Source organism: Streptomyces sp. NPDC090499 (genome assembly GCF_044769305.1).
Classification (GTDB): Bacteria; Actinomycetota; Actinomycetes; order Streptomycetales; family Streptomycetaceae; genus Streptomyces.
The window spans coordinates 111242-131029 of the sequence record NZ_JBIVXP010000023.1 but is presented as its reverse complement, the minus strand read 5'-3'; the positions used below and the strand labels follow the sequence as shown (position 1 = coordinate 131029).

The 19788-nt window shown below is 72.1% G+C and carries 12 protein-coding genes; 11 read left to right on the top strand and 1 reads right to left on the bottom strand.

What is annotated here, in order from left to right:
• Positions 1-11 precede the first annotated feature (11 nt).
• Complete coding sequence (locus ACIQVL_RS45370; RefSeq protein WP_403478459.1) at positions 12-404, top strand: Rv3654c family TadE-like protein; 393 nt, start codon at positions 12-14, stop codon at positions 402-404.
• A gap of 78 nt (positions 405-482) precedes the next feature.
• On the opposite strand, the gene ACIQVL_RS45365 is transcribed toward ACIQVL_RS45370, so the two are convergent.
• Positions 483-2855: a DEAD/DEAH box helicase gene (locus tag ACIQVL_RS45365; RefSeq protein ID WP_403478446.1), complete on the bottom strand. Its 2373-nt coding sequence runs from the start codon at positions 2853-2855 to the stop codon at positions 483-485.
• Between the two features lie 162 nt (positions 2856-3017).
• Between ACIQVL_RS45365 and bldG the strand changes: the two genes are divergently transcribed.
• From bldG to ACIQVL_RS45315, 10 genes are all read left to right on the top strand, one after another.
• Complete coding sequence (gene bldG / locus ACIQVL_RS45360) at positions 3018-3359, top strand: anti-sigma factor antagonist BldG (protein ID WP_010986038.1); 342 nt, start codon at positions 3018-3020, stop codon at positions 3357-3359.
• A 247-nt stretch (positions 3360-3606) separates the two neighbouring features.
• Entirely contained in the window at positions 3607-4041 is a 435-nt protein-coding gene (locus ACIQVL_RS45355; protein ID WP_403442135.1) for an ATP-binding protein, read from the top strand.
• Positions 4042-4396: 355 nt separating this feature from the next.
• Complete coding sequence (locus ACIQVL_RS45350) at positions 4397-6808, top strand: sodium-translocating pyrophosphatase (RefSeq protein ID WP_403442133.1); 2412 nt, start codon at positions 4397-4399, stop codon at positions 6806-6808.
• 304 nt (positions 6809-7112) lie between these two features.
• Positions 7113-7769 carry a small secreted protein gene (locus ACIQVL_RS45345; RefSeq protein WP_403478445.1) on the top strand — a complete coding sequence of 219 codons (657 nt, stop codon included), beginning with the start codon at positions 7113-7115 and terminating at the stop codon, positions 7767-7769.
• Positions 7770-7929: 160 nt separating this feature from the next.
• The gene (locus ACIQVL_RS45340; RefSeq protein ID WP_403478444.1) at positions 7930-9459 is read left to right on the top strand and encodes a methyltransferase; all 1530 of its coding nucleotides are present in this window, start codon (positions 7930-7932) and stop codon (positions 9457-9459) included.
• A gap of 340 nt (positions 9460-9799) precedes the next feature.
• Positions 9800-9997, top strand: a complete 198-nt coding sequence (locus ACIQVL_RS45335; RefSeq protein WP_403442127.1) for a hypothetical protein — start codon at positions 9800-9802, stop codon at positions 9995-9997.
• Between the two features lie 254 nt (positions 9998-10251).
• Positions 10252-13086 carry a type I DNA topoisomerase gene (gene topA, locus ACIQVL_RS45330; RefSeq protein WP_403478443.1) on the top strand — a complete coding sequence of 945 codons (2835 nt, stop codon included), beginning with the start codon at positions 10252-10254 and terminating at the stop codon, positions 13084-13086.
• 222 nt (positions 13087-13308) lie between these two features.
• The gene (gene tmk / locus ACIQVL_RS45325) at positions 13309-16590 is read left to right on the top strand and encodes a dTMP kinase (RefSeq protein WP_403478442.1); all 3282 of its coding nucleotides are present in this window, start codon (positions 13309-13311) and stop codon (positions 16588-16590) included.
• Between the two features lie 188 nt (positions 16591-16778).
• A complete protein-coding gene (locus ACIQVL_RS45320; protein WP_403442120.1) occupies positions 16779-17984 on the top strand; it encodes a DNA polymerase III subunit delta' in 1206 nt (401 codons plus the stop codon).
• A 110-nt stretch (positions 17985-18094) separates the two neighbouring features.
• Complete coding sequence (locus ACIQVL_RS45315; protein WP_403478441.1) at positions 18095-19711, top strand: alpha/beta hydrolase; 1617 nt, start codon at positions 18095-18097, stop codon at positions 19709-19711.
• Positions 19712-19788: the final 77 nt, after the last annotated feature.

Below are 19788 nucleotides of genomic sequence, written 5' to 3'. Positions count from 1 at the left end.
TTCGGCTGCGGCTGCGTGGGGGCTGGTCGCGCAGTTCCCCGCGCGCCTGTGGGGCGCGTCGCAGCGAGGCGCGTGATCGAGGCTCGGCCACTGTCTGGAGCGTCGGGGCGATCGCCGTGCTGTGTGTGGCGTTCGGGGTGGTGCTGGGGCTGGGGCACGCCGTAGTCGTCCGGCATCGCGCGGCCGGTGGCGCCGACATGGCAGCCCTCGCGGCGGCGGACCACTGGGCCGAGGGGACGGCGGCGGCCTGCGCCCAGGCCGACCGGCTGGCACGGGCACAAGACGCGCGGCTGACCCGGTGCGTGATCGTCGGTGACATCTCGGATGTCTCGGCGGCCTCGGGCGGCGGGCCGTTCACCGCAGAGGTCAGGGCCAGAGCCGGCCCCGCTACACCTCGCCCCTGACAACACGCCCCTGACAACACGCCCCAAAGGGGCGCGGGGAACTGCGCGACCAGCCCCCACCGACCCGCAGCCGAACGACTACCCCACCGGCGCCCCCTTCAACAGCACCGTGAGGAGCCGCACCGCCCCCCGCTTGTGCAACGGCTCGTTCCCGTTCCCGCACTTGGGGGACTGGATGCAGGACGGGCACCCGGCATCGCACTCGCACGCCGCGATCGCCTCCCGGGTCGCCGTCAGCCACGTGCGGGCCGTGTGGAAGGCGCGCTCCGCGAAGCCGGCGCCGCCGGGGTGGCCGTCGTAGACGAAGACGGTCGGCAGGAGCGTGTCGGGGTGCAGCGGGATCGACACGCCGCCGATGTCCCAGCGGTCGCAGGTCGCGAAGAGCGGGAGCAGGCCGATGGAGGCGTGTTCGGCGGCGTGCAGGGCGCCGCCGAGGATCTCCGGGTTGATCCGGGCCTCGTCGAGCTGGTCCTCGGTGACGGTCCACCACACCGCGCGGGTGCGCAGCGTACGCGGCGGGAGGTCGAGTTTCGACTCGCCCAGGACCTCGCCGGTGATGAGCCGGCGGCGCAGGAAGGAGACCACCTGGTTGGTGACCTCGACGGAGCCGTAGCAGAGGCGGCCGTCGCCCCAGGGGATCTCGGTGTCGGTCTCCAGGACGGAGATGGCCGTGGTGTCGCGGGCGACCGTGGAGTACGGCGGCTCGGCCTGCTCGACCAGGGCCACCGAGTCCTCCAGGTCGAGGGAGCGCACGAGGTAGGTGCGGCCCTGGTGGAGGTGGACCGCGCCCTCGTGGACCGTGGAGTGGGCGGCGCTCGCGTCCACCGTGCCGAGCAGGCGGCCCGTGCCCGCCTCGACGACCTGCACCGGGCGGCCGCCCTCGCCGCGGATGTCGGTCAGCTCGGCGGCCCGTTCCCGGCGGGTCCAGTGCCAGGCCTTGGTCCGGCGGCGCAGCAGCTTCGCAGCCTCCAGCTGCGGCAGCAGCTCCTTGCTGGCGGGGCCGAAGAGGTCGAGGTCGTCGTCGGTGAGCGGGATCTCGGCCGCGGCGGCGCACAGGTGCGGGGCGAGGACGTACGGGTTGTCGGGGTCGAGGACGGTCGATTCCACCGGTTGGTCGAACAGGGCCTCGGGATGATGGACGAGGAAGGTGTCCAGCGGGTCGTCACGGGCGACCAGGACCGCGAGAGCGCCCTGCCCGGCGCGGCCCGCGCGACCCGCCTGCTGCCACACAGAGGCCCTCGTACCGGGGTACCCGGCGATCAGTACGGCGTCCAGCCCGGAGACGTCCACGCCCAGCTCCAGGGCCGTCGTGGCGGCAAGTCCGAGGAGTTCCCCGGAGTGCAGCGCGCGTTCGAGGGCGCGCCGCTCCTCGGGGAGGTAGCCGCCCCGGTAGGCCGCGACACGCCGGGCGAGGGAACGGTCGACCTCGGCCAGCCGTTCCTGGGTGATGACGGCGATCAGCTCCGCGCCGCGTCTGGAGCGCACGAAGGCGACCGAGCGCACCCCCTGCACGGCGAGGTCGGTCAGCAGGTCGGCGGTCTCGGCGGTGGCGGTACGGCGGACCGGGGCGCCCTTCTCGCCGTGCAGCTCGGTCAGCGGCGGCTCCCACAGGGCGAAGACCAGCTCGCCGCGCGGGGAGGCGTCGTCGGCGATCTCCACGACCGGCAGGCCGGTGAGGCGGCCGGCGGCCACGGCCGGTTCGGCGGCGGTCGCGGAGGCCAGCAGGAAGACCGGGGAGGCGCCGTAGCGGGCGCACAGTCGGCGCAGTCGGCGCAGTACCTGGGCGACGTGCGAGCCGAACACGCCCCGGTAGGTGTGGCACTCGTCGACGACGACGTACTTCAGCGACTTCAGGAAGGAGGACCAGCGGGCGTGCCCGGGCAGGATCCCGCGGTGCAGCATGTCGGGGTTGGTGAGCACGTAGTTGGCGTACTGGCGGATCCACTCCCGTTCCTCGTAGGGGGTGTCGCCGTCGTACACCGCGGGGCGTACCGCGTTCCCCAGCGGTTGTGAAAGTTCCTTCACGGCGCGGCACTGGTCGGCAGCCAGCGCTTTGGTGGGCGCCAGGTAGAGGGCGGTGGCGCCGCGGCCGTTGGCGGCCTCGGAGCCGTCCAGGAGGGTGGACAGGACCGGTACCAGGTAGGCCAGCGACTTGCCGGAGGCGGTGCCGGTCGCGACCACGACCGAATCGCCGTCCAGGGCGTGCTCGGCGGCCAGCGCCTGGTGCTCCCAGGGATGCTCGATGCCGCACTCCTGCACGGCCGCGACGACCTCCGAACGAATCCGGTCAGGCCAGACGGCATGCCGACCCGCACGCGGGGGCAAGTGCTCCGTATGAGTGATGCGCGAAGCCCGGCTCGGCCCGGAGGCGAGCCGGTCCAGGACCGTGCCCGGAGCGAACCCGGACCCGGCCGGAACCGGCGGTCGATCGGATCGGTGATTTATGGCCATCGGGACCGAGTGTGTCACTGGCGTGACGGACAATGGGGCCAAGGCGTCGTGCACGCCTGCCGTAAGTGATTGAATGCCATCGCGGCTGGCGAACCGTCCCGGGGGCCGCAAGCCGAGGTGTCCCGAGGGGCGACCGCTCGATAGCAAGGTGCTGGAGGATCCGTGGACCTGTCCCTGTCGACTCGTACAGTCGGCGATCGTACGGTCGTCGAGGTCGGTGGCGAAATCGACGTATATACCGCGCCCAAGCTGCGCGAGCAGCTGGTCGAGCTGGTGAACGACGGGAATTTCCACCTCGTCGTCGACATGGAGGGCGTGGACTTCCTCGACTCCACCGGGCTCGGCGTGCTGGTCGGCGGCCTGAAGCGGGTGCGTGCCCATGAGGGCTCGCTGCGCCTGGTCTGCAACCAGGAGCGCATTCTGAAGATCTTCCGTATCACCGGCCTCACCAAGGTGTTCCCGATCCACACCTCGGTCGAGGAAGCGGTGGCGGCCACCGACTGACCCCGGGCCGGCCGACGTACCCCGGACCGCCGATCGGTCCGTGCCGTCCGGCCGGCCCTCGGCACGGGCCCGTGCGCGCCATGCGTCGTACGGATGCCCGTGTCACCCCCGCCCGTTCGGGCCCGCATGCCCGTTCCGGCAGCCGTGCACGGGCCGCAGTGCCCGCGGCGGACGCATTCATCGGGGGGTTCCGGGTTCTTCGGCGGCCCGGCCCCCCATCGCACGCCCGTAGTTCCGAGGGGGACGTATGGCCACCGTTGAACTCCGCTTCAGCGCGCTGCCCGAGCACGTCCGCACCGCCCGACTGGTGGCGGCGGCGGTGGCTCGCAGGGCCGGAGTGGACGAGGCCGTCCTGGACGAGGTCCGGCTGGCCGTCGGCGAGGCCTGTTCCCGTGCCGTGGGACTGCACCAGGCCGCCGGCATCACCGAGCCGGTGCGGGTGGCGCTGATCGAGGAGGAGAAACAGTTCTCCATCGAGGTCGGCGACGAGGCACCCCGTTCCGTTCCCGGCGACCGGGCCTCCGGTGGCGCGGCCGACGCGGACGTGGAGGCCGAGGAGGACGAGATGGGCCTCGCGGTCATCAGCGGCCTTGTGGACGACGTGGAGGTCACGGCCGGGGAGCACGGCGGGCTGATCCGCATGACCTGGCCGACGACCCCGCCCGGAGTCGCGCTCACCTGAGAGCCGCTCCGTCCGTGTGACGAAGTTCTGTGCAGCGAAGGGCCCCGCCGAGTGGGGCCCTTCGCCATGTCCGCACGTCCCCGCGGCCCTGTCACCTGCGGCCGGTCGTAAAGTGATCTCGTGCGATGTGTTTAGTGAATTGATTCACGATCAGTCGGGCGATAATTTGATCAAGTAAACGACCGCTGTCAATGCTTTTAGGGCATTACTGCTTTCGGGTTGGTCGGCCTGATCTCGATCATTTGCTGAAGAGCACGAGAAGGCCAATTCCGTTTACCGTCCCCTGTTTAGATCACTCGCGGGTACCTAGAATCCGTCCACATCTTGAGCTCAGCCCAAGCGTCAAGGAGGACGAATGGCGGGGCTTTCTACCCCTCATCAGTTGGGCCATCACCCCACAACCTTCGCAGCCGCAGTCCTGACCGACGACAACCGGGTCCTGGTGGCGGTCATCGCCGCCGTGGCGCTGGCCGCGCTCGTGGTCGCCTGGATCCTGGTCCGCCAGGTGCTCGCGGCCGGCGAGGGCACCGACAGCATGAAGAAGATCGCGGCGGCGGTCCAGGAAGGCGCCAACGCCTATCTGGGCCGACAGTTGCGCACGCTCGGCGTATTCGCCGTCGTGGTGTTCTTCCTGCTCCTGCTGCTGCCCGCGGACGACTGGAATCAGCGCGCCGGCCGGTCGATCTTCTTCCTGATCGGCGCCGCGTTCTCGGCGACCACCGGCTATATCGGCATGTGGCTCGCCGTGCGCAGCAATGTGCGCGTCGCCGCGGCGGCCCGTGAAGCCACTCCGGCGGAAGGCGAACCGGAAAAGGATCTCACCGCCGTCTCGCACAAGGCCATGAAGATCGCTTTCCGCACGGGCGGCGTCGTCGGCATGTTCACGGTGGGGCTCGGCCTGCTCGGCGCCTCCTGTGTGGTGCTGGTGTACGCGGCCGACGCGCCGAAGGTGCTCGAAGGCTTCGGTCTCGGTGCCGCCCTGATCGCCATGTTCATGCGTGTCGGCGGCGGCATCTTCACCAAGGCCGCCGACGTCGGCGCCGACCTGGTCGGCAAGGTCGAACAGGGCATTCCGGAGGACGACCCGCGCAATGCCGCGACCATCGCCGACAACGTGGGCGACAACGTCGGCGACTGCGCGGGCATGGCGGCCGACCTCTTCGAGTCGTACGCCGTGACCCTGGTCGCCGCGCTGATCCTCGGCAAGGCGGCCTTCGGCGACTCCGGACTGGCCTTCCCGCTCCTGGTACCGGCCATCGGCGTGCTCACCGCGATGATCGGCATCTTCGCGGTCGCCCCGCGCCGCAGCGACCGCAGCGGCATGAGCGCCATCAACCGCGGCTTCTTCATCTCCGCGGTGATCTCGCTGGTGCTGGTCGCGATCGCGGTCTTCGTCTATCTGCCCGGGAAGTACTCCGACCTCGACGGGATCTCCGACGCGGCCATCCGGGCCAAGGACGGCGACCCGCGGGTCCTCGCGCTCGTCGCGGTGGCCATCGGCATCCTGCTGGCGGCCGTCATCCAGCAGCTGACCGGCTACTTCACCGAGACCAACCGGCGTCCGGTCATGGACATCGGCAAGACCTCGCTGACCGGTCCGGCCACCGTGGTCCTCGCCGGCATCTCGATCGGCCTCGAATCGGCCGTTTACACCGCCCTGCTGATCGGCCTCGGCGTGTACGGCGCGTTCCTGCTCGGCGGTACGTCGATCATGCTCGCGCTGTTCGCGGTGGCGCTGGCCGGCACCGGACTGCTCACCACCGTCGGCGTGATCGTCGCCATGGACACCTTCGGGCCGGTCTCCGACAACGCCCAGGGCATCGCCGAGATGTCCGGCGACGTCCAGGGCGCGGGCGCGCAGGTGCTCACCAACCTGGACGCCGTCGGCAACACCACCAAGGCCATCACCAAGGGCATCGCCATCGCCACCGCCGTTCTCGCGGCGTCGGCGCTCTTCGGGTCGTACCGGGACGCGATCACCACGAACGTGCAGGACGTGGGCGAGAAACTCAGCGGCGCGGGCTCCCCGTTGACCCTGTCGATGGACATCTCGCAGCCCAACAACCTGGTCGGCCTCATCGCCGGCGCGGCGGTCGTCTTCCTCTTCTCCGGACTGGCCATCAGCGCCGTGTCGCGGTCGGCGGGTTCGGTGGTCTTCGAGGTGCGGCGGCAGTTCCGCGAGCACCCCGGGATCATGGACTACACGGAGCAGCCGGAGTACGGCAAGGTCGTCGACATCTGCACCAAGGACGCCCTGCGCGAGCTGGCCACGCCGGGACTGCTCGCCGTGATGGCGCCCATCTTCATCGGGTTCACGCTCGGTGTCGGCGCCCTCGGTTCCTACCTCGCGGGCGCGATCGGCGCGGGCACCCTGATGGCGGTGTTCCTGGCCAACTCCGGTGGTGCCTGGGACAACGCCAAGAAACTCGTCGAGGACGGCCACCACGGCGGCAAGGGCAGCGAGGCCCACGCCGCCACGGTCATCGGCGACACGGTAGGCGATCCCTTCAAGGACACCGCCGGGCCCGCGATCAACCCGCTGCTCAAGGTCATGAACCTGGTCTCCCTGCTCATCGCGCCCGCGGTGATCAAGTTCTCCTACGGTCATGACAAGAGCATCGGCATCCGGATCCTGATCGCGGTCCTCGCGCTGATCGTGATCGTCGGCGCGGTCTACGTCTCCAAGCGGCGCGGTATCGCCGTCGGCGACGACGAGGACAGCGCCGAACGGGTGGCCAAGCCGGCCGATCCCGCGGTGGTTTCGTAGGCGGTCTTACGCCGCCCACCGGCGCCTTCGCGAGAGGGTGCCGGTCAACGAGCGGGCGGACGACGTGTGCTGACACGCCGTCCGCCCGTTTCGTACGTCGGGGCGCCCACGGCCTGCCGTACGTCGGGGCGCCCACGGCCTGTCGTGCGCCGGAGCGTGCCGGCGTGTGCTCGGGGCCGGGATGTGCGCGCCGTCTCGTCGTGAGCCTTCTCTCCCCGGAGCGAATCTACCCAAAAGCTTATTTAATGGGTGCTTCCATGTGGGTGCTGTCCGTCCGCCGTGTAGATTCCGGGGGCCGAGAGCCATGGAAGGGACCGATCCGGTGAACAAGAAGCTCGCGGCCGCACTGTCCGGCGGTGCGGTACTGGTAGTGGCGCTGTCCGGGTGCAGCAGCAACAAGGGCACCGACCCGAAGCTGATCGCCTGGGCCAAGACCGTGTGCGACGCGGTGCCGGCGCAGGACGCGAAGATCAAGGCGGCGAACGAGGCGATCTCCACGACGGCCTCGGACACCACGAGTTCGGCCGCGACCATCCAGAAGACCGACTCCCAGGCCTTCCAGGACATGTCCGACGGCTACAAGGCGCTCGCCGCGGCCATCAGCAGCGCCGGTGCGCCCCCCGGGGTGGACGACGGCGCCAAGCGCCAGCAGAACGTCGTCACGACCCTCAACAGCCTCTCCGCGTCCTACGCCGCCCTGAAGAAGAAGGTCGACGCACTCGACACCAAGGACCAGGCGAAGTTCGCCTCCGGTCTGCAGGACGTCGCCTCCCAGACGACGCAGCTGGAGACGCAGAGCAAGAGCGGCACCGCGGCGCTGAACGCCCTGGAGCAGGGCGAGGTCAAGGACGCGATCGCCGAGCAGGCCAGCTGCAAGAAGGTCTCCTCGACGTCGTCGACGGGCGCGCCGGATACGGCGTCGGCCCCGGCTTCGACCTCGACGTCGTCGACCGCGGGCTGAGGCAGGGGCGGAACCCCGGAGGCCGAGGTCCGGGCCGGTGTCGGCGTGGGTGCCGGTGCCGGGGCGGGTGCCGGGGTCGGGCCGGGTCCCTGCGCCGGGCGGAGTTCGGCGGTCCGCGGCCGTGTGCTGAGCCCGTGGCCGGGGCCGGCCGCGGGCCACAATGGAGGGCGTGACTGACTCCGGCCTCGCCACCCTGCCCGCCTCCGACCGCCCCGACGTCGCCGCACGGCTGCGCACCGCCCTGCTGGGCTCCTCCTTCACCGCCGACGGCCTGCTCGACCTGCTCGGCGCGCCCGCCTACGCCGCGCTGGCCCGCAGCGAGACGGTGCCCGCGCTGCGCGCGACCCGCGGGGACACGCCCCTGGAGACGCTCGTCCGGCTGTTCCTCCTCCAGCAGCCCGTGCCGCACGCGCGCGTGGCCGGCGTCCTGCCCGTCGACGACCTCCTGGACAGCGGCTGGCTGACCCGCACGGGCGGCGACGAGGTCGCGGCCACCGTGGACGTACGGCCGTACGGCGGGCCCGACGGCGAGGACTGGTTCATCGTCTCCGACCTCGGGTGTGCCGTCGGCGGCGCGGGCGGCATCGGACGGCGCCACGAAGAAGTCGTCCTCGGCGTCGGCGGCGCGTCCACGACCCTCGCCGGCATCACCGTCCGCACCCCCGTCGCCGCCGCCCTCGACCTCGGCACCGGCTCCGGGATCCAGGCGCTCCACGCCGCCCAGCACGCCACGCGCGTGACGGCGACCGACGTCAACCCGCGGGCGCTGCACATCACGGCGCTCACGCTGGCGCTCTCCGGCGCACCGGCGGCCGACCTGCGCGAGGGCTCGCTCTTCGAGCCGGTCAAGGAAGATGAGACGTACGACCTGATCGTGTCCAACCCGCCGTTCGTGATCTCTCCGGGCGCCCGGCTGACGTACCGGGACGGCGGGATGAGCGGGGACGATCTGTGTCGCTCGCTCGTTCAACAGGCCGGGGAGCGGCTGAACGAGGGCGGGTTCGCGCAGTTCCTCGCCAACTGGCAGCACGTCGCGGGGGAGGACTGGCAGGACAGGGTCAGGTCGTGGGTGCCGCGCGGCTGCGACGCGTGGATCGTGCAGCGCGAGGTGCAGGACGTCAACCAGTACGCCGAGCTGTGGCTCAGGGACTCCGGCGACCATCGCGGGGACCCGGTGGAGTATCAGGCGCGGTACGACGCGTGGCTCGACGAGTTCGAGGCGCGCAAGGTGAAGGGGGTGGGATTCGGCTGGATCACGTTGCGCAGGACGGGGGCTGCCGTGCCCTCGGTCACCGTCGAGGAGTGGCCGCATTCGATCGAACAGCCGCTCGGTGAGACGATCCGCGCGCACTTCGACCGCCTCGACTACCTCCGTGACCACGACGACGCGGATCTCCTGGAAGGTCACTTCAGGCTCGCCGTGGAAGTGGTCCAGGAGCAGGTCGGGCTGCCCGGCGCCGAGGACCCCGAGCACGTGGTGCTGCGCCAGCACCGCGGGATGCGCCGCGCGACCAAGGTGGACACGGTCGGTGCCGGGTTCGCAGGGGTGTGCGACGGCACGCTGAGCGCGGGGCGGATTCTCGACGCCATCGCGCAACTGACCGGCGAGGACCCGGTGTTGCTGCGCGACCGCACGCCCGCGCAGATCCGGCTGCTGGTGGAGCAGGGGTTCCTGGAGCCGGCCGTCTGACGGACCGGAAGACGGGCTCGGCTGTCCGGCTGCCGGGCTGGGCGGGCCGGGGGACGATCCGCGGGTGGGCCGGCCTGCGGGACACGCCGAGAGAAGAAATGGCCGGAAGAATCTGGCCGGAACGTTCGCTCCGGCTCCCGGCGGCGGTCCAGGGGCTGTCCAGTGGCGGTCCATCGCCGGTCCCCCGCCGGTCCGCCCCTCGTCCGCCGATCGGATGTTCGAGGGCGTTCCGGCCGCTCGTTCACCTCGATTTCGCCCGTCGGCCCCCCGCCCGCCGCCCGCACGTGCCAGTCTCCGGGCGCTGGGCAGTCACGGGCGGCAGGGAAGGGGAGCGCGGACCATGGAGAGCGCACCGGCGATCTTCGCGGGGGCGGTGTTCGCCCTGTTCGGAGGCGCGCTGCTGGTGTGGACCGGCGTCCGGCTCCGGCGTGGCGAGCCCGTCGCCCAGGGTGTGAGTCAGGTCGCATCGGCGACCCTCGCGAGCCTCGCCGCGGTGATCGCGCTGGGCCTCGGGGCGTACTGCCTGACCCGCCTCTGAAGGCACCTCTCCGGTAATCGGAGCATCACGCTCCGGACAGGGTCCTGAGGGCGACTGGGGACTCCGGGCGGCAGGAATGGCGGTAGTCGGGTTACCGTTCGAGTGGCCGTTGTGGGCTTTTCCCGTTTGACACGGGGGCGGGATGTACCGTCACACTCCGCAGCGTCACCAAGTGAGCGGGCTCCGTGCCCGTGCCACGACCCCGGGAGCAAGGCCTGGGGAGGCCCCAGCGTCGACCGGAGAGAAGAGCGAAGTTGTCCCCGACCAGCGAGACCGCACAGGGCGGCCGCCGACTCGTCATCGTCGAGTCCCCTGCCAAGGCGAAGACGATCAAGGGCTATCTGGGCCCCGGATACGTCGTCGAAGCGAGCGTCGGGCACATCCGTGACCTTCCCAACGGCGCCGCGGAGGTGCCCGAGCAGTACACCGGCGAGGTCCGGCGCCTCGGCGTGGACGTCGAACACGACTTCCAGCCCATCTATGTGATCAACGCCGACAAAAAGGCGCAGGTCAAGAAGCTCAAGGACCTGCTGAAGGAGTCCGACGAGCTCTTCCTCGCCACCGATGAGGACCGCGAGGGCGAGGCCATCGCCTGGCACCTCCAGGAGGTCCTCAAGCCGAAGATCCCCGTCAAGCGGATGGTCTTCCACGAGATCACCAAGGACGCGATCCGGGCCGCCGTCGCCAACCCGCGCCAGCTCAACCAGAAGCTCGTCGACGCCCAGGAGACCCGCCGCATCCTCGACCGCCTCTACGGCTACGAGGTCTCGCCGGTCCTGTGGAAGAAGGTCATGCCGCGCCTGTCCGCCGGCCGTGTCCAGTCCGTGGCGACCCGGCTCGTGGTGGAGCGGGAGCGGGAGCGCATCGCGTTCCGGTCCGCCGAGTACTGGGACCTGACCGGCACCTTCGGGACCGGCCGGGCAGGGGACCCGAGCGACCCGTCCGCCCTGGTCGCCCGCCTCCAGGCCGTCGAGGGCAAGCGCGTCGCCCAGGGCCGCGACTTCGACTCGCTCGGGCAGCTCAAGACCGCGAACACCCTCCACCTCGACGAGGCGAACGCCCGCGCGCTCGCCGCCGCCCTGGAGAACACCCGGTTCTCGGTCCGTTCGGTCGAGTCCAAGCCGTACCGCCGCTCGCCCTACGCCCCGTTCCGTACGACGACCCTCCAGCAGGAGGCCTCGCGCAAGCTCGGCTTCGGCGCGAAGGCCACCATGCAGGTGGCGCAGAAGCTGTACGAGAACGGCTACATCACGTACATGCGTACCGACTCCACGACGCTGAGCGACACCGCGATCGCGGCCGCCCGCGCCCAGGTCACGCAGCTCTACGGCGCCGACTACCTGCCCTCGGCCCCGCGGACGTACGCCGCGAAGGTCAAGAACGCGCAGGAGGCGCACGAGGCGATCCGCCCCTCGGGTGATCGTTTCCGCACGCCCGCCGAGACCGGACTCACCGGTGACCAGTTCAAGCTCTACGAGCTGATCTGGAAGCGGACCGTCGCCTCCCAGATGAAGGACGCGACCGGCAACAGCGTCACGGTCAAGATCGCCGGCACCGCCGCCGACGGCCGGGACGTCGAGTTCAGCGCCTCCGGCAAGACGATCACCTTCCACGGCTTCCTCAAGGCCTACGTCGAGGGCGCCGACGACCCGAACGCCGAGCTGGACGACCGCGAGCGTCGGCTGCCGCAGGTCGCCGAGGGCGACCCGCTGTCCGCCGAGGAGATCACGGTCGACGGGCACGCCACCAAGCCCCCGGCCCGCTACACCGAGGCCTCGCTGGTCAAGGAGCTGGAAGAGCGCGAGATCGGCCGCCCGTCGACGTACGCGTCGATCATCGGCACGATCCTGGACCGCGGCTACGTCTTCAAGAAGGGCACGGCCCTCGTGCCGTCCTTCCTCTCCTTCGCCGTGGTCAACCTCCTGGAGAAGCACTTCGGCCGACTGGTCGACTACGACTTCACCGCCCGGATGGAGGACGACCTCGACCGCATCGCCGCAGGTCAGGCGCAGGCCGTGCCGTGGCTGAAGCGCTTCTACTTCGGCGAGGGCGGCGAGGACACCGCCACCGGCGGCGCGGCCGACGCGGGCAACGGCGACGGGGACCACCTCGGCGGCCTCAAGGAGCTGGTGACCGACCTGGGCGCGATCGACGCCCGCGAGGTGTCGTCGTTCCCGGTGGGCAACAACATCGTGCTGCGGGTCGGCCGCTACGGCCCGTACATCGAGCGCGGCGAGAAGGACGCGGAAGGCCACCAGCGCGCCGACGTGCCGGAGGACCTGGCTCCCGACGAGCTCTCCGTCGAACTCGCGGAGGAACTGCTCGCCAAGCCGAGCGGCGACTTCGAGCTGGGCGCCGACCCGGAGACCGGCCACCAGATCATCGCCCGGGACGGCCGCTACGGCCCGTACGTCACCGAGGTGCTCCCCGAGGGCACCCCGAAGACCGGCAAGAACGCGGTCAAGCCGCGCACGGCCTCGCTCTTCAAGACCATGTCCCTGGACACGGTCACGCTGGCGGACGCGCTCCAGCTGATGTCGCTGCCGCGCGTCGTCGGCGCCGACGCCGAGGGCCAGGAGATCACCGCGCAGAACGGGCGCTACGGGCCGTACCTGAAGAAGGGCACGGACTCGCGGTCGCTCACCTCCGAGGACCAGCTCTTCACGATCACCCTCGAAGAGGCGCTGGCGATCTACGCCCAGCCCAAGCAGCGCGGCCGGGCCGCCGCCAAGCCGCCGCTGAAGGAGCTGGGCACCGACCCGGTCAGCGAGAAGCCGGTCGTGGTCAAGGACGGCCGTTTCGGGCCGTACGTCACCGACGGGGAGACCAACGCGACCCTGCGCTCCGGCGACAGCGTCGAGACGATCACCCCGGAGCGCGGCTACGAGCTGCTCGCCGAGAAGCGGGCCAAGGCGCCCGCCAAGAAGACGGCGAAGAAGGCGCCCGCGAAGAAGGCCGCGGTCGCCAAGAAGGCCGCGCCGGCGAAGAAGGCGGCGGCCAAGAAGACCGCCACGAAGAAGACGACGACGGCCGCGAAGAAGGCGCCCGCCAAGAAGGCGACGGCCTCCAAGACGGCCACGGAGGACTGAGCAGGCTCGTCTTCGGGGCGGTCGTGGGCGGTCGTGGGCGGTCGTGCAGGTGTGAGCCGGCCGTCCCCGGACCGGCTCCGGGCGTCCCGGTACCGCTGGAGCGCCCTCAGGTCCTCACATCGGCTTCGCATTGTGCACGCCCCGGCATCAACTTGGTGTCGGGGCGTGCGTACCTGTGGACGGTCGCCGCGGGCTGTCGGTGGCTGCCGATAGGCTGAAAGCATGACGCGAGCCGAGCAGCCAACGGCCCCCCAGACAGACCCGGACGACGCGCTGGTAGCGGATTCCCGCGAGCGCGCCGTCCGCTCTCTGCTGCGCCGACCCGAACTGAGGCGCTTGTGGGGCGCCCAGCTCGTGAGCGGGATCGGTGACAGCCTCGCGCTGCTGGTGCTTGTCGTGCTCACGCTCCAGGCAGCCGTCGCCCAGGGCTCCTTCGGCGGCGGCTACCGCGGTGCCGCGCTCGCGGTGACCGTCGTCTTCGGGGTGCGCATTCTCGCCACCCTGCTCTTCGGCGCGGTCCTGCTGGGCCCGCTCACCACGCTGACCGCGCAGGACGGCCCGCTCGACCGCCGCTGGACCATGGTCGGCGCCGACGGCCTGCGCACCGTCCTGCTGATCATCGCGCCCCTGTGGATCGACTGGACCCCGGCGAACGCCCTGACGCTCGTCCTGGCGACGGCCTTCGCCACCGGGATCGCCGAGCGCTTCTGGACCGTCTGCCGGGAGAGCGCGGCCCCCGCGCTGCTGCCCGCCCCGCCCCCGGAGGGCGCGACGGTCCGGCCGCTGCCCGACCACCTGGACGCCCTGCGCCGCCTCTCGCTGCGGACGACGTTCCTCGCGATCCCGCTCGCGGCCGCCGCCCTGGTCGTCGCGTCGCTGGTCAACAACCTGCTGGGCACGGGCATCGCCTGGTTCGCCCAGCACCAGGCCGCCCTCGGCTCGTACCTGGCGGCCGGCCTGTTCGCCGCGTCCCTCTCGGTGCTGGTCTACCTGGAGGTGCCCGGCACCCGCACCCCGCGCGCGCGGTCGCCGCTGGAGGGCCTGCGCCGCCCCAAGACCGCCGACGGCACCGACACCGGCCGCACCGGCGCCATCCCGCTCCTGGTGCTGGCCTGCGCCGCGGTCGCCGGTGCCATCTCCGCCGCCGTGGCCGTGTCGGTGCTGCACGCCAGGGACCTGGGCGGCGGCCCGGTCCTGTACGGCCTGCTGGTGCTCGCCCTGACCGGCGGGGTCGCCGTCGGCATCCGTACGGCTCCCGCGCTGCTCCCGACGCTCTCCCGCCGCCGCCTGCTGTCCCTGGCGATCGCCTTCACCGGCATCGCGCTGCTGGCCGCGGGCCTGGTTCCCGACGTCACCACCGTGCTCCTGATCGTCGCGCTGGCCGGCATCGGCGCGGGCGTGGCCGCCAACACCGGGCACACCCTGCTCGACCAGGAGACCGAGGACTCCCGCCGGGCCCGGACGACCGAGCATCTGCACGCGGTGGTCCGGGTCGCCATAGCGCTCGGCGCGCTGGTCGCCCCGCTGGTGGCCGGGCTGATCGGACCGCACCGCCTGGAGAACGGCAAGTTCGTGTTCGCGCACGGCGGAGCCGCGTTCACGCTGATGCTGGTCGGCGCGCTGCTGCTGCCGGTGGCCGCGGTGGTGCTCGCCAAGGTCGACGACCGCGCGGGCGTACCGCTCCGCCACGACCTGCGGGACGCCCTGCTCGGCGGCGACGACCCGGCGCAGACACCCACGGCCAACGGCTTCTTCATCGCCCTGGAGGGCGGCGACGGCGCCGGCAAGTCCACCCAGGCCGAGGCGCTCGCCGAGTGGATCCGTGCCAAGGGCCACGAGGTCGTCCTCACCCGCGAACCCGGCGCCACCCCGGTCGGCAAGCGGCTGCGCTCCATCCTCCTCGACGTCTCGTCCGCCGGTCTGTCGCACCGCGCGGAGGCCCTGCTGTACGCGGCCGACCGTGCGGAACACGTCGACACCGTCGTCCGGCCCGCCCTGGAGCGTGGCGCGGTCGTCATCTCCGACCGGTACATCGACTCCTCCGTGGCCTACCAGGGCGCCGGCCGCGACCTGTCCCCGACCGAGGTCGCCCGCATCAACCGCTGGGCGACCGCAGGACTCGTCCCGCACCTGACCGTCCTGCTGGACGTGGAGCCGGAGACCGCCCGCGAGCGGTTCACCGAGGCGCCCGACCGGCTGGAGTCCGAGCCCGCCGAGTTCCACGCGCGCGTGCGGGCCGGCTTCCTCACCCTCGCCGCCTCCGACCCCGGCCGCTACCTGGTGGTCGACGCCGGCCAGGAGCCCGAGTCGGTGACCACCGTCATCCGGGCCCGGCTCGACACCGTGCTGCCGCTCTCCGAGGCCGAGGTCAAGGCCGCCGAGGAGGCGCGCAAGAAGGCCGAGGAGGAGGCCCGCCGCAAGGCCGAGGAAGAGGCCGCGCGCAAGGCCGAGGAGGAGCGCCTGGAGCGCGAGCGCCAGGAACAGCTCGCCAAGCTCCGTGCCGAGGAGGAGGAGCGCAAGCGCCGCGAGCTGGAGGAGGCGCAGCGCCGCGAGGCCGAACGGCAGGCGGAGGAGGCCCGGCTGCGTGCCGAGGAGGCCCGTCGCCGTGCCGAGGAGGAGCAGGCCCGGCTGCTCGCCGAGGAGAAGGCCCGCGCGGAGGCCGAGGCCCGCCGCAAGGCCGAGGAGGAACAGCGCCGCAGGCAGGCCGAGGAGGAGGCCCGGCTGCGCGCCGAGGCCGAGGAACGGCGCCTGGAGAAGCAGCGCAAGGCCGAGGAGGCCCTCCTCAAGGCCGAGCAGGCGCGGAGGGCCGCGGCGGAGGCGGCGGCAGCGGCCGACGTGGCCGCCCAGCAGTCCGCCGTACGGCAGCCGACGGCTCCGGGCGTCACACCGGAGGCGACGACCATGCCGACGCCGGTGGTGAAGCCGGACGCGCGTGACGACGAGACGAAGGTGCTGCGTCCGGTACGGGACGAGCAGGCACCCGCGGCCCGCGAGTCCGAGGCCGAGGTGACGGCGCAGCTGCCGCAGCCGCCGGTGCGGCCCGCGGGGGCGGCGGACGAGACGGCCGTGCTGCCGCCGGTACCGGCGGGTGCCGCGGACGAGACGGCGGTGCTGCCTCCCGTGGGCGCGGCCGAGGAGACCGCCGTACTGCCGCCGGTGCGGCCCGCGGGCGCGGCCGACGAGACCGCTGTGCTGCCTCCCGTGCGGGACGACGCGGAGGCGCCCACCGACGCCCCGGCGGACCGGATGCCGCCCGGCTTCTTCCGGGACGAGCGGGCGGGCGGGAACCCCGACGGCTCCGAGGGCCGCACCCGCGAGATGCCACAGGTCGACGCGGACGGCGCCGCCGAGGAGCCGGCGCCGCGCCGGCGCCCCCGGCCCGACTGGGCCGAGGAGACCCCGCTGGACGACCTGCCGTCGCTGGCGGACGAGCTGCTGGGGTCGTACGAGGAGCCGGAGTACGACGACGAGCGCGGCCGCCGGGGCCGCGGTCGGCGCGGCTGAGAGCTCGGGTGCGGCGGGGGCGGTGCGGGTCGGGATGCCGACCGGCACCGCCCCCGTTGTCAGTGGGCACCCGCACAATGGAGTCCGGACCGCAGAACCGGCGGACTTCGACGGCGGAAGCCGGTGCGCCCGGATCTTCCAACCGGTACGTACGGCGATATCGACATGACGAAAGGGCGGCGTGACCCATGACCGTGTGGGACGACCTCGTCGGGCAGGAGCGGGTGAGTGAGGTGCTCACCGCCGCCGCCCGGGACGCCGACGCCCTCGTCACCGCCGCCGCGACCGACCAGCCGCTGCCGGAGTCGTCGAAAATGACCCACGCCTGGCTGTTCACCGGCCCGCCCGGCGCCGGCCGCAACCAGACGGCGCGGGCCTTCGCCGCCGCCCTCCAGTGCGTGAGCCCCGACCGCGCCCTGGGCGGCGCCCCCGGCTGCGGCTTCTGCGACGGCTGCCACACCGCGCTGGTCGGCACCCACGCGGACGTCACGACGGTCGCCGCCGTCGGCGCCGAGATCCTGGTCAAGGACATGCGTGACACCGTCCGCAAGTCGTACACGTCCCCGGCGACCGGACGCTGGCAGATCATCCTGGTCGAGGACGCCGAGCGGCTGAACGAGAAGTCGGCCAACGCCGTCCTCAAGGCCGTGGAGGAGCCCGCCCCCCGCACGGTCTGGCTGCTCTGCGCGCCCTCGCTGGAGGACGTGCTGCCCACGATCCGCTCCCGCTGCCGCCACCTGAACCTGCGCACGCCCTCCGTGGACGCGGTCGCCGACATGCTCGTGCGGCGCGAGGGCATCGAGCCGCAAGCTGCCGCAGCCGCGGCCCGCGCCACCCAGGGGCACGTCGACCGGGCCCGCCGGCTGGCCACCGACCCGGCCGCCCGCGAGCGCCGCGCGGCCGTGCTGAAGCTGCCGCTGCGGCTGGACGAGATCGGCGCCTGCCTGAAGGCCGCCCAGGAGCTGGTGGACGCGGCGGCGGAGGACGCCAAGCAGCTCGCCGAGGAGATGGACGGCAAGGAGACCGAGGAGCTGAAGGCGGCGCTCGGCGCGGCCCAGGGCGGGCGCCTGCCGCGTGGCACGGCAGGCGTGATGAAGGACCTGGAGGACATGCAGAAGCGCCGCCGCACCAGGACCCAGCGCGACAGCCTCGACGTCGCCCTCACCGACCTGACCGGCTTCTACCGCGACGTCCTCGCGCTCCAGCTGGGCTCCAGGGTCGCGATCGCCAACGCGGACGCCGAGGACTCCCTGGAGCGGCTGGCCCGCGCCGGCTCGCCCGAGGCCACGCTGCGCCGGATCGAGGCGATCGCCGCCTGCCGGGACGCCCTCGACCGGAACGTGGCGCCGCTGCTGGCGGTGGAGGCGATGACGATGGCGCTCAGAGCGGGCTGACGACGGCATCCGGCGCGCCCCGACGTGCACGGCGTTGACCAGGGTCACCCGTACGAGCCACAGTCGCCGCGCACGGCACGGAGATCATTTTCCGGCGTTACGCTCGATTGATGCACACCAGGCGAATCACCCGCCGGACCCCAATTCGACCCCGGGCCCACACCCGGGCGATGGCGGCCGCTCTGCTCGCGGCCGCCGCCCTGCTCGCCTCCGCGTGCTCCTCCGCGGGGAACGCGTCGACGGCGACGTCGGCGTCCACGTCGGCCGGCACCGCCCAGCTGGCCGCACTTCCCCGCTCGACACCGTCCGCACTGGCGTCGTACTACGACCAGAAGCTCACCTGGCGCGACTGCGGCGTCCCCGGTTTCCAGTGCACGACGATGAAGGCCCCGCTGGACTACGCCGATCCCGGCGCGGGTGACGTCCGGCTGGCGGTCGCCCGCAAGAAGGCCACCGGCAAGGCGAAACCGCTCGGATCGCTGCTGGTCAACCCCGGCGGGCCGGGCGGCTCGGCGGTGGACTACCTCCAGCAGTACGCCGGCATCGGCTACCCCGCCGAGGTGCGGGCGCGCTACGACATGGTCGCCGTCGACCCGCGTGGAGTCGCCCGCAGCGAACCCGTCGAGTGCCTGGACGGGCCGCAGATGGACACGTTCAGCGAGACCGACATGACCCCCGACGACCAGCAGGAGACGGACCGCCTGGTCGCGGAGTTCAAGACGTTCGCGGAGGCCTGCGGGAAGCATTCGGCGCAGCTGCTGCGCCATGTCTCCACCGTCGACTCGGCGCGGGACATGGACATCCTGCGGGCGGTGCTCGGCGACCGGAGGCTGAACTATGTCGGGGCGTCCTACGGCACCTTCCTCGGTGCGACCTACGCCGGCCTCTTCCCGGGCCGGGTCGGCCGGATGGTCCTGGACGGTGCGATGAACCCGTCCCTGTCGGCGCGCGAGCTGAACCTCCAGCAGACGGCGGGGTTCGAGACGGCGTTCCAGTCCTTCGCCAGGGACTGCGCGAAGCGCACCGACTGCCCGCTCGGCGACAAGGGCAGCACGCCGACGCAGATCGCCGACAACCTTGCAACGTTCTTCAAGAAGGTGGACGCGCACCCCGTCCCGACCGGCGACCCGGACGGCCGCAAGCTGACCGAGTCCCTGGCGACGACCGGCGTGATCGCGGCGATGTACGACCAGGCCGAGTGGGAGCAACTGCGCGACGCCCTGCACACGGCGATGAAGGACAACGACGGCGCGGGTCTGCTCGCCCTCTCCGACAGCTACTACGAGCGGGACGCGGACGGCCGTTACTCGAACCTCATGTTCGCCAATGCCGCGGTGAACTGCCTGGACCTGCCGCCCGCCTTCACCAGCCCCGAGGGCGTCGAGAAGGCACTGCCCGAGTTCGAGAAGGCGTCCCCGGTGTTCGGCCCGAACCTGGCGTGGGCGTCGCTGAACTGCGCGTACTGGCCGGTTCGGGCCACCGGCGAGCCGCACCGGATCGAGGCGAAGGGCGCTGCCCCCATCGTCGTGGTCGGCACCACCCGCGACCCCGCGACCCCCTACCCCTGGGCCCAGTCCCTGGCCGGCCAGCTCTCCTCGGGCCGCCTCCTCACCTACGTCGGCGACGGCCACACCGCCTACGGCCGGGGCAGCACCTGCATCGACTCCGCGATCGACACCTACCTCCTCCACGGCACCCCGCCGGCGAAGGGAAAGCGCTGCTCATAGCCCCTGCGACCGCCCTCGGAGCCCCCGCTCCGGGGCGTGTACGGAGCACCCCCGGAAACTGTGTAGACTTACCGACG

Coding starts and splice junctions, on each gene's coding strand:
- ACIQVL_RS45315 (WP_403478441.1), top strand. CDS start 18,095: ATGCACACCAGGCGAATCACCCGCCGGACCCCAATTCGACCCCGGGCC.
- ACIQVL_RS45335 (WP_403442127.1), top strand. CDS start 9,800: ATGGAGAGCGCACCGGCGATCTTCGCGGGGGCGGTGTTCGCCCTGTTC.
- ACIQVL_RS45340 (WP_403478444.1), top strand. CDS start 7,930: ATGGAGGGCGTGACTGACTCCGGCCTCGCCACCCTGCCCGCCTCCGAC.
- ACIQVL_RS45355 (WP_403442135.1), top strand. CDS start 3,607: ATGGCCACCGTTGAACTCCGCTTCAGCGCGCTGCCCGAGCACGTCCGC.
- ACIQVL_RS45350 (WP_403442133.1), top strand. CDS start 4,397: ATGGCGGGGCTTTCTACCCCTCATCAGTTGGGCCATCACCCCACAACC.
- ACIQVL_RS45345 (WP_403478445.1), top strand. CDS start 7,113: ATGGAAGGGACCGATCCGGTGAACAAGAAGCTCGCGGCCGCACTGTCC.
- ACIQVL_RS45365 (WP_403478446.1), bottom strand. CDS start 2,855: ATGGCCATAAATCACCGATCCGATCGACCGCCGGTTCCGGCCGGGTCC.
- ACIQVL_RS45320 (WP_403442120.1), top strand. CDS start 16,779: ATGACCGTGTGGGACGACCTCGTCGGGCAGGAGCGGGTGAGTGAGGTG.
- tmk (WP_403478442.1), top strand. CDS start 13,309: ATGACGCGAGCCGAGCAGCCAACGGCCCCCCAGACAGACCCGGACGAC.